Origin of the sequence: Flavobacterium sp. (assembly GCF_040382755.1) — a bacterium.
In the GTDB taxonomy this organism is placed as follows: domain Bacteria; phylum Bacteroidota; class Bacteroidia; order Flavobacteriales; family Flavobacteriaceae; genus Flavobacterium.
Genome location: NZ_JBEIET010000066.1, coordinates 1 through 10,825, shown reverse-complemented (window position 1 = coordinate 10,825; position 10,825 = coordinate 1). Strand labels below are relative to the sequence as shown.

Annotated in this window: 8 protein-coding genes and 1 pseudogene; 7 read left to right on the top strand and 2 right to left on the bottom strand. The window is 31.9% G+C overall.

Translation table 11 applies throughout. The annotated features are described in order from the left end of the window. The first annotated feature begins 652 nt into the window (after window positions 1–652). The 7 genes from ABWO04_RS07310 to ABWO04_RS07280 all read left to right on the top strand — a co-directional run bounded on the left by ABWO04_RS07310 (window position 653) and on the right by ABWO04_RS07280 (window position 9,384). Window positions 653–970, top strand: a complete 318-nt coding sequence (locus tag ABWO04_RS07310; protein WP_353078687.1) for a hypothetical protein — start codon at window positions 653–655, stop codon at window positions 968–970. 66 nt (window positions 971–1,036) lie between these two features. Next, window positions 1,037–1,867 (top strand): GLPGLI family protein, encoded by an 831-nt coding sequence (locus tag ABWO04_RS07305; protein WP_353078686.1) that lies wholly within the window; start codon window positions 1,037–1,039, stop codon window positions 1,865–1,867. A gap of 8 nt (window positions 1,868–1,875) precedes the next feature. Continuing rightward, entirely contained in the window at window positions 1,876–4,548 is a 2,673-nt protein-coding gene (locus tag ABWO04_RS07300) for a carboxypeptidase-like regulatory domain-containing protein (RefSeq protein WP_353078684.1), read from the top strand. A gap of 580 nt (window positions 4,549–5,128) precedes the next feature. Further along, window positions 5,129–5,353, top strand: a complete 225-nt coding sequence (locus ABWO04_RS07295) for a hypothetical protein (protein ID WP_353078682.1) — start codon at window positions 5,129–5,131, stop codon at window positions 5,351–5,353. Window positions 5,354–5,483: 130 nt separating this feature from the next. Then, window positions 5,484–6,248: a GLPGLI family protein gene (locus ABWO04_RS07290; protein ID WP_353078680.1), complete on the top strand. Its 765-nt coding sequence runs from the start codon at window positions 5,484–5,486 to the stop codon at window positions 6,246–6,248. A 44-nt stretch (window positions 6,249–6,292) separates the two neighbouring features. Next, window positions 6,293–8,854 carry a peptidase associated/transthyretin-like domain-containing protein gene (locus tag ABWO04_RS07285; protein WP_353078678.1) on the top strand — a complete coding sequence of 854 codons (2,562 nt, stop codon included), beginning with the start codon at window positions 6,293–6,295 and terminating at the stop codon, window positions 8,852–8,854. Window positions 8,855–9,132: 278 nt separating this feature from the next. Beyond that, window positions 9,133–9,384 (top strand): hypothetical protein, encoded by a 252-nt coding sequence (locus ABWO04_RS07280; RefSeq protein ID WP_353078676.1) that lies wholly within the window; start codon window positions 9,133–9,135, stop codon window positions 9,382–9,384. A 111-nt stretch (window positions 9,385–9,495) separates the two neighbouring features. On the opposite strand, the gene ABWO04_RS07275 is transcribed toward ABWO04_RS07280, so the two are convergent. Together ABWO04_RS07275 and ABWO04_RS07270 are read right to left on the bottom strand one after the other, a co-directional pair. Beyond that, entirely contained in the window at window positions 9,496–10,209 is a 714-nt protein-coding gene (locus tag ABWO04_RS07275; protein ID WP_353078674.1) for a LuxR C-terminal-related transcriptional regulator, read from the bottom strand. A gap of 163 nt (window positions 10,210–10,372) precedes the next feature. Continuing rightward, window positions 10,373–10,825, bottom strand: a pseudogene (locus ABWO04_RS07270) (mannose-1-phosphate guanylyltransferase); the annotation flags it as partial.

The window sequence follows — 10,825 nt, the reverse complement described above, 5'->3', positions numbered from 1 at the left end:
TCCAAATATTTATATGCCGAAGTTCCTTATTTCTGGGGCTTTTATGAATGGCAACGCCAGAAAAAGGTTAAATATCAAAATTTCTTTGAGTTTGAGGCAGAAAGTAGTGCTACAAATACGTATATAAACCGAAGGTAATGAGGGTATTTATTTTCATTACCGGTATTATCTTTTCTGAGTTTGCAAAAACTGAATATTCATAATTACAAAAGATAGATGGCTTTTTTCAGCGAGGGATATCTATGCCAGTGTTAAGATTTGTCATTTCCAGGTTAAAAAAATTACGGTTTTCCGTAAAGTTCTTCGCTCAGTTTTACGGTTTTCCGTAAAAAATGCAAATAGAATTACGGTTTTCCGCATTTATTTTTTTGAAATGGCGCAGAAATGAGTTTCGTTTAAAATTATGTATCAAATTACAGAAGAAATTATGGTACACATAATTGATTGCGCAATCATGGCTTTACTCCTTCATTAGCCATAAGTCTGCAGCCGCGGATAAAAAAAGGACGTTGGTAGGGAACGAAACTACTTCGGGTAGCTTTACAGTCGAGTGCAAAACACAAACATGGAGCCTTGCAGTATAAGCAAGAGAAAAAACCGCTGAAATTTATTCATGGTGTTAGACAGAATATATAATTTTAAAACTAAGAAAATGAAGAAGCTCTTTATTTTTTCTTTGTTGATTATGATTTCTGCTACTACTTTTGCTTCTAATCAAAATCAATATTCTTCAAAGAATGAACCGACAAAAATACCAATTCTTAAGTCAATTATTTTTAAGGAAAATGCTAATGCTGAGATTTATGAAAAAAGCATTAAAGTAGATCTTCAAGTTCCGGGTATAGCTATTGTTGATTTTGGTTGTGGAATTGCAATTTTTTATGGTGATTATGATGATCTTAATTGTATAACTGATTGGGGCTGGCAAAAGATTATATGGGCACTACAAGCTGCATATTGTAGTATATGATCAGTTTTAAAAAAAAGTTTGCCCCTTCCAAAGGGGCTGCTTTTTTATATTATTTAACTCTTTTTTATGCGTAAAGTCTTTATTCTATTATTCATTTATACTCTCATTTTTTCAAAGAAATTGATTGCACAATCCGAGTTGGCTAGCTTTATTGCTTATTACGATTTTTCACTAAAAGATAGTTCGGGTAAAACGTCTGTTGAAACTTTTATGTTATGTGTAAGTAAAAGAGGATCTGTATTCAAGAGTATGGAGAAATATATGTTGGATTCGTCTGTAGGAACAAAAACATTTGTCCAACGTGATGGTAGTAAAATTACAGTTAGTGATTATAACCCACTCTTACGTAAATTTACTACATCTGAAATTTTCTCTAATTTAAAAGAGAAAGTTTATGTTACTACTGACGATCTGATGATGAAAAAATATTTTATTGAAGATGCAGTAGAACAAATAAATTGGGAAATAAAAGCAGATACTTCAACTATATTTGGATTTAAGTGTCAAAAGGCAATAGGTCTCTGCAAGGGAAGAGTTTATAAATGCTGGTTTAGTTCTTCTATACCTCAACAGGAGGGACCCTGGAAGTTGAAAGGTCTTCCCGGCTTGATAATGTATGCTTCTGATGAAAAAAGTGAAATAACATTTAGTTTAACAGGCCTTCAATCCGGCAATTCAATTCCAGTAGAAAGAGGGAGCTTTATAATTCCACAAGGGTATGTTAAAACTTCAAAGATTGAATTTCTTCAAGCCTACAAGGCAATGAAAGAGAACCCATTAGCATTTATAGAAGCACAGACAAATTTAAAAGTTCAAATACAAGGTAGGGAAAATAGTGAACTTAATATAAAAAAAGTTGAAATCCCAAAATTGTACCGCATTGAATTAGCTAATTAAGTTTAGTAATGAAAAGGTTTATTATTGTATTTGCTATAAATTTTCTATTAATTAATTATACAAATTCTCAGCATATTGTAAAAGGAGTTGTAAAAGATTCAGCAAATAGACCAATTGTATCTGCAACTGTATGCTTGTATAAGATTAACTCAGATATAATACTAAGCTATTCAATTACGGATGATTCAGGCCAGTATAAAATATTATTTTCATATCCAACCAATGCCGATTCATTCTATATACAAGCAAACGCATTAGGTTATTTATCACAAAAAAGTTTTATTAACGGTACAAATAAAAATAAGGATTTTGTATTAAGCGAATCCAATATTCGATTACCGGAAGTTACTGTTAAAAATAGTAACAGATCAATTTTAAAAGTGAACGGGGATACAATCAGTTATTCAGTTGATTCATTATCATCTATGCAGGACAGAACGATAGGTGATGTGCTAAAAAAAATGCCAGGTATCGATGTTGACGAAAGTGGAAAGATATCCTATTTAGGAAAACCAATCTCAAATTTTTATATCGATGGGGATGATCTCCTAAATGATCGTTATAATATTGCAACAAAAGCAATTCCCTTTGGAATAGTTGACAAAGTTCAAGTTATTGAGAATCACCAACCCATTAATATCTTGAAAAATTCAATACGAACAGATAAGGTAGCTCTGAATTTAAGTTTAAAAGATAAAGCAAAGATTCAATTGGCCTATAATTTGCAATTTGGTATTGGGCTTAAAAACATTTTCGATAACTCATTAGACATTATGTCATTTAAGAAAAAATATAAAGCGATTAATTCAATAAAAAGCAATAACAGTGGAGTAGATATAAATGATGATGTAACATCACATAATATGAATGATATATTAAAGCAGGCTGAAAATGATATTCCTCAGGATTTATTGAGTTTGAGTAATACTGGAACTCCATCTTTACCCAAGCAGCGCTATATTTTTAATAATGGAAAACTCTTTAATTCAAATAATCTTTACAACTTAAATAATGGTATTCATTTTAAAGCCAATTTATATTTAATAAGTGATGAGCAAAATTTAGATTTTGAAAATAATATTTCCTATTTTTTAAGAGATACTTTTGTATTTAAGGAATCCCAATCAACCAATAAAAAGCACGAAGTTTTGAATGGAAATTTCACGATTAATGTTAATAATAAGAAAATTTATTTTAATAATTCTACAAAATTTGAATTTAAAAATATTTCGGGTGAGTCCAATAGTAATGTTAATGGATTTGGAAGTAAGCAATTATTGAATCTCAATAATAGGTCATTTAGTAATGAATTAAATTTGATAAAAACTAATAATAAAAGAAGTATAATTGAATTTTATTCTTATGTATTTTCTTTAAAAAAGCCAGAAAGCCTATCAATTATTCCCGGTCGGAATGAAGATATTTTTAATTTTAATATTCCATATAATTCATTGAATCAGAAAAATAATATTCCTACATTTTTTACAAATAATTACATTTCAATAAAGAATAACAGTAATGCCCTATTTATTTCATATAAAGCAGGTTTTTTATATCAACATCAATCTTTGTTATCAAATATTTACATTGAGCAATTAAATAATTCAATTTCAAAAGCCAGTGATAGTTTAAATAATGATCTACAATGGGAAAAATATAAGATATATTGTCAAGCTGATTATGATTTAAGGATCTCTAAATTCCAGTTTGGTATCACTTTACCTGTATCTTGGCAAGCGAATAAGTATTTTGATATATTAGGAAATAAGGAGACAGCTTTAAGGAAACCCTTCTTTACACCTACAATTAAATTAAGGATTCAAACTGGAAGTGAAAGTAGTGTATCGTGGTTTTATAATTATAATGCAACCGTTGCAAATATTGAAAGTGTTTATAAAGGTTATATAATGCTAAATTTTCGTCTTTTGAATAGAAGTCAAATAGATTTTCAACAAGCATTTTCCCACAACCTTAGTCTTTCTTACAATTACAGAAAAGCCCTTAAAATTTTATTTGCAAATTGCGCAATATCATATTCAAGAAATGAGTCCAATACTATTAGTGATACTAAATTTATCGAAAATTTAAATAGTAAAACTTTACTAGCATATAATAATCAAGTCGATAATATGATGATATCAGGCGGATTAAGCAAGTATATTTTTAAAATCAAAACCTTAGTTTCACTAAGATCTTCTTTTCAAATTAATCATTCAATCCAAATTCAAAATAATACATTAATCGACTATAGAAATACAAGTTTCATCAGTACAATTAATTTTAATTCAAAAATATTTAGTTGGTTAAATTTAGTTTATAATTATCGACAATTAAATAGTAGCAGTATTAATTTATCGAGTAAATCTGTGCCATATCAAAATACTTCAACAAGTCTGCATTCCTTAATTATTAATGTTAATACTTCATCCAATTTATATTTTACATTTAGAGAAGAGTTAAACAAAGTAAAATATTTTGGTAGTTCAACAATAAATTTATTTTCCGATGCATCGGTTACCTATAAAGTGAATAAATGGAAAATGGATTTTAGTCTTAGTATGTTAAATATTACAAATGAAAATCAATATCAAATCGCTACTATTTCTGCTAATAATTTAGCTCTATCTCAATATGCGATTCGACCACGGGCAATAATTGCATATTTTCATTTTAATTTTTAATTAGCATACTCTAATTATAATTTTCTATCAATAACTGCTTACTAATTGCATTTTGACCTAAAATAGATGAAAGATGTATTACTATTTAGCAGTACAATCTAATTAGTATTTCTACCCCGAATGTAAAAAAGAGGTATTAAAACAAAGTCTTCCTTTCGCGCATAGTCTTTCAACGAAGGAGGCGGCTATAAGAGAGGAGAATTGAAAAATACTTTTTTTGAAATTCAATTAGTTACGAACAAAAAAGCCTTAAAAATTACGGTTTTCCGTATTTATTTTTCTGCGATGGCGGGAAAATGATTCTAGTTTGATTTTTTTTTATCAATTTACAAATCAAATTATGGTGCACATAATTGGTTGCGCAATCAGTGCTTTACTCCTTAATTAGCCATAAGTCTGCGGCCGCGGATGAAAAAAGGACGTTGGTTGGAACGATACAACCCGGGGTTTAACAATAGACAGTCCGGCCAAAAGCGAAACTGGAAAAACCGAGTTCACGGTAGCGGGAGTTCTGCGTGACGGTGAAATAAAAAATAATCTACACTACAGCGAAAGAGAGGTCAATAAAAAACACAATTGTATGAAAAAGATACTTTTACCGGCTATATTGTTTGCAAGTTATTTTATGACACCAACTATATCTGAAGCAAAAAACAATTCTTCTAGTAAGATTGATATCAATAAAGTTGTAAAGTTGGCACATTGTGAAATTCATGACAAAACAAAGGACAGTCATTTTTCAGCTAAAGGTAACTGTAAACAAGTGCAAAAGGCATATGAAGCATGGGCGAGAATGAATAAGTAAAAATGAAAAGCATCTTTTGCTTTGAAGGGCTGTCTCAATGTATTGAGGCAGACCCTTTTTTGCCTTTTTAGCTTTGAACGGCTAGAAATGGGTTTATCAAATATTTTATATATTGTTTAAATTATTAAAAATGCGACCAATAGTATTCATAGTACTTATTTTTTCAGCCCCGATTAATAGTGTTTTTGCACAGTCGATCAACGGTCGAATTAATTATGAAGTGAAATTGATGGAGGATAATCTATATTATCCTGGTACACTTTACTTTAACAAGGACACTTCATTTTTTCAGTATAAGAATAATATAGAAAAAAGATGGACCAGGGATGAGGGAATTGGGAAAATCCAATGGGTAGATACCGATTCAATTGGTAGACTTGTAATAAGGGCAATGAATAGTAATAATCCGCAATTTGTAATCCGTGACTTCTGCGGGTCTGATGTAAAAATATATATTGATACTGTAGAGATGAAATGGGTCTTGTCTAATGAACAAAAAATGATTGGTGAATATCTTTGTAAAAAAGCCACTACAAGATTTAGGGGTAGAGACTACATTGCATGGTATTGCCCGGAAATTGCGGTATCTATTGGGCCGCTTAAGTACAATGGTCTCCCAGGTCTTATACTAGAGATTACAACTACAGATAAAAAATTAAATATCTATGTAACAAAAATATTTTTGACTAGCATGCAATTGGTCTCAGTCCCTTTACTCAAAGAGAAGTTAGTGTCAAGAAAAGAGTTTAACCTTTGTTTAGATAATGATTCGATTAAAGAGTATTATAAAAACAAGGCGATTATCGCTCAATTACAAAAGGAGTTTCCAGATATTCAGGTTTCAGATAGGCCATTTAGACCACGCAGTGAGAATGCAACAGAAGTAGACCAGTAGTTGCTATGCGTATTTTTTTGCTAATATTAGTTTGCTTTTTTTCATTGAATCATTTGCATGGTCAAGAGAATAGAAAAACAAAGCAGTTATCTGGCCGAATTATTGAAATAAATTCTAAACTTCCCGTACATCATGCAGTTATTCTTATTCAAAATGAGAGCAACCAGGTACTTGCTTTTACTGAAAGTGATTCGTCAGGTAAATTTTCTATCAATTACACATTTACTGGCGATACAATTAGTATCAAAGTAAAGCTGCTAGGCTTTAATACTTTACAAAAAAAAATAAGTACTTCGTTAAATTTCTTTGAAGGCAATTTGGTTAAAGCAGAGTCTATTGAACTAAAAGAGGTGGTAATCCAAAATAGACGAAGCATTGAAGTGATAGGTGATACCGTTGACTATAAAATTGATAGATTTACTAATGGTACTGAGAAAAACATCATTGATGTATTGGCGAAACTTCCCGGGATAGAAGTAGCCGGGGATAAAATAAAATTCCAGGGTAAGGAAATTGAGGCAGTGCTTCTGGATGGCGATAATTTAACCGGTCGAGATTATTCATTAATTCCTAAATCTGTGTCAGCTGATTTTTTAAGTGGAGTACAAGTAATTAAAAAATTTTCATCAAAAAACTTACTGAAAGGAGTTACCAAAGAAAGTGAAGAGGTTGCAATAAATTTAAAATTGCAAAATTCTATACCGGTTTTTGGACAGACTGAAATTGGTGTAGGAAAGGGTGAAGAGACAAAGTATGATGCAAAACTTCAGCTTTTAGTCTATGTCAAAAAAATTAAAGCGATAACAACAGCTCATGTCGAAAATTTGGGGAATGATATTGAAGTCGGCGATATTGAAAAGTTTATGCTAAATTCAGATAATTTATCTAATTCAATTCAAAGCAAAGAGTTAATTAGAAGGAGCTCCCTGGGATTTGAATTGTTACCTGATACTTATAATAATTTCCAAAGAGCCCAATCTTTTTCAAATTCAACTTTACTAAAGACTAGTCAAAAAATTAAAATAACTTCAAATACTAAGTATTTCAAGAATGATTTGAAATATAAATATAGGGAGTCGTTCAATTATTTTTTAGCAGCAGACACATCTTTGTTTATTGATCAACAAATTGAACAAACTCAAATGCCAATCAATTTTAGTCAGGAAATAAAGCTGAATTATATTCCTTCGGATAATAAAGAAATAACCAGCTCTATTGAGTTTTATCAGAATTCCCTCAGTGGGAATCAATTCAATTCCACAAATTTTAGTAATTCTGTTGAAAGGAATTTCCTTAAAAAAAGTGGCGTTACATTTTCCTATAATGCGATAGTAAAGAAGTCTAACCGTAGGGCATATGAATGGAATTTGGCTTATTCAAATTCAAGAATAGCGGAGAATATTAATATTGATTTTTTAAATGGTTCGTCAAATACAACTTTTTTCCAGCCTAGTTATCAATCAAATCAGGCCGCTTCATTACGGCATAATAATTATTTGGATTTAAAGAATAATTTATATGGTAAAATATCTTTTTGCTTAAACTATTCAAAAAACACATTTTCCTTGAATAGTAAAACTCTACACCCAAACGAGTTTCTGAATTTATTCATTGAAAACGATCTTAGTAAGAAACTAAAAAAGTATACCTTTTTTATAAAAGCCACACTAAATAATGCACATCTATCTGTTACAGGAAAAAGCAGTAATCATTTTTTATACCAGGCAATTGGTGGTATAAGTTTTGAAGATAGCCTATTTAAAAATTACCAATTGAAGACAAAAGTATTTTTTGATAAGTCTTTCCAGCTACTTGATAACAATCAATTATATAGTGATACAATTCGAAGCACCTTTCGGCAAAGTGATATCTGGCTTGCCAATTTGCAAAAACCAATTGATAGAAAAACTTTGATATGGTTCACACAGATTAATAAATCAGTAAACTTCGATGTATCACTTCAGGCAGGTATCGAAAAGACAAATAACGACTTTATCACACAAAATGTATACGTAGCCGATAATATATTAATCATCAATCGGCAGGAAGGTAACATTGAAAAAATGTTTTATGCGATAAAAGCAAGTCAGTATTTAACAAAACTTAGATCAAGTTTATTACTAGGGTATAATCATGAAATTACCAGGACACCTTTCTATATTGAAAGTCAGGGTGATATTTCATCAATTAGTAAAAGAAAAATAGACCTATTAATTTCCGCGCCCATTTCAAAAAACATTGATTTAAGTACGGGTATAGACTTCGTAAACATCAGTAACAAATGGCTACAGAGTAAGCAAGAAATAAATTATTTTAAATACTACTTTAATTTTACTTACCGAACTCCTTCTTTATATTCTTTAAGTGCTAAAATAAATGGTTTTCAATTCATACATCCAAACAAAACCACACCTGTTTTCTTTTCAGATTTATTTATTACTAAAAAATTTAAAGACTCAGATTTTTCTATAGAACTGAGGGGTCATAATTTGTTTAATGTAACTACTCTTCTTTTTCAGGCTAATGAGACGGGATTGACAAAATCTACGAATTATTCAATACAGCCAAGATTTATAGCCGTACACTTTATTTTTAAATTAAAGTAGTAGGGTGTTGTTATTGTGAAAGATAGTATAAACTTACTTTTATTGCTTAAGTAATCAAATTGGATAATTAGGGGGTCAATATACGACCAGCGAGGGTTTTCTTCTGTTAATGTGATGTGTTTTTTGGTTATGCACGTTCTATCAATTCACGCATCATCAACTTTACTCCGGTTAATATTCCCATTAATATTGAAGATTTTACCATAAGACATACCAATAATTTTTATCAGCTTCTTTTTGAGCAGAGACTGGGTAGCAGCAGTAAGCATCAATTTAATTTGAGTACAGGACTATTTTATCTGCGTAAGTCACAGCAAGCGGTATACGCTTCTATTTTTGGTCTTGGCCTCGAAGAGCGAAATTTTAAAAATAGCAGGCTGGAAGAAGGAGGAGCGTTTCTTGGATTACAGTACCAGGCCAAAATCGACAACCATTTTTATTTAGGTATCAGATCCCGTGTTTATTATGTAATCTCAGCCAATTATTTCGAGGCAGTTTCTTTAACTCCCACACTTACCTATGTTTTTTAAATTAGAAGGTATTTCTCAATGAAAGAAAATCATCCTGACCAATAAGTGTAATCAGAAATCCAAAACCGGTAACTCAAAAGTCACATGTGCTTACATAATAAAACGACAATCCTACAATAGCTGATTCTTCAGCGCATAGGCAATTAATTCCTTCGAACTTTTCACTTGGAACTTTTCGCACATTTTACGAATCATTTTTTCTACGTTTGATTTAGATATCATTAATTGTTCAGATATTTCTTGCATCTTCAAACCATGTGCGGCTAAACGCAATACTTCTTGCTGTTTGTTCGTAAGTAACTTTATATTGGCAGGGAAATCCTTCATTTTATTTACCAATAGCTGTATATCCGGACCATTGGTATGAAAATATCTCTGATGTGGATTGGGCATCGATGGACTCAATTTATACCTGCCAATTATTTGTTCGGCCCTGCCACCTCGGGTGCGATAGATCCCCACACTCTCAAGCAAAGCAACCTCCCTGCCTTCTTTGCTGAATTTCTTTGACTCAATCGTACAGGAATATTCCATCACCCGCTCCGTTCTATCATTTATGAACGCCAATGACTGGTTGTTCATTTCGCGGATAAAGTCGATATAATCAGGAGTAGTTATCAACATTAACTTTTTCATGCTGATCTCCTTGTTATCATACCCCAGCAAGGTATCCCAGCCGGTGGCATAATTGATCCTATGTGTCTCCAATGAATAAACATACACCGCCTCATCTGAAAAACATTGGATGTCTGAATAATCATTTACTTCCGTCAACTCCTCCGGAGTATACGGGATATCAGATAGCATAATCTCCGTAAATTGCATGTACTGAATTGATAAAAATGAAAAACTTCTTTCAGCTAGGGGGGTACTAAAAGCAATTGGCCCTATAAAACTATACCAATATATTATTCAATCAATTATACCAATTGCATTTGTGAATAATATGTGGGTATCCCCCGAAGGGGGCATCAGCCATCAATAACCACTACAAATATCCGTCCCCAATATTGCGCTTCACCTCAGCCACATATTCCTTGATCGATTGCTCCTTCTCCTTTTTACAAATCATGAGCGCATCAGGCGTATCTACAATAATACAATCATCCACCCCCTGTAACACCAGTAACTTCTTATCGGGCACCGAGACCATACATCTGGTCGCATCAATGATCATCACGCTGTCACCCGCTACCGCATTGCCGAGATAATCTTTCTCCAAATTATCATAAGCACTGTTCCAGGTTCCCAAATCACTCCACCCAAAGGAAGATGGAATCACATACACATTCCCCGCCTTCTCCATGATCGCATTGTCGATCGATATGTTCGTGCAAAGCGGATAAATTCGGTGTATCGCCGCCACCTCACCGGGTGTATTGAAATGCTTCTTCTCTGCATCAAACAATTCAAACATCTCGGGCTGGTGCTTCTCAAAAGC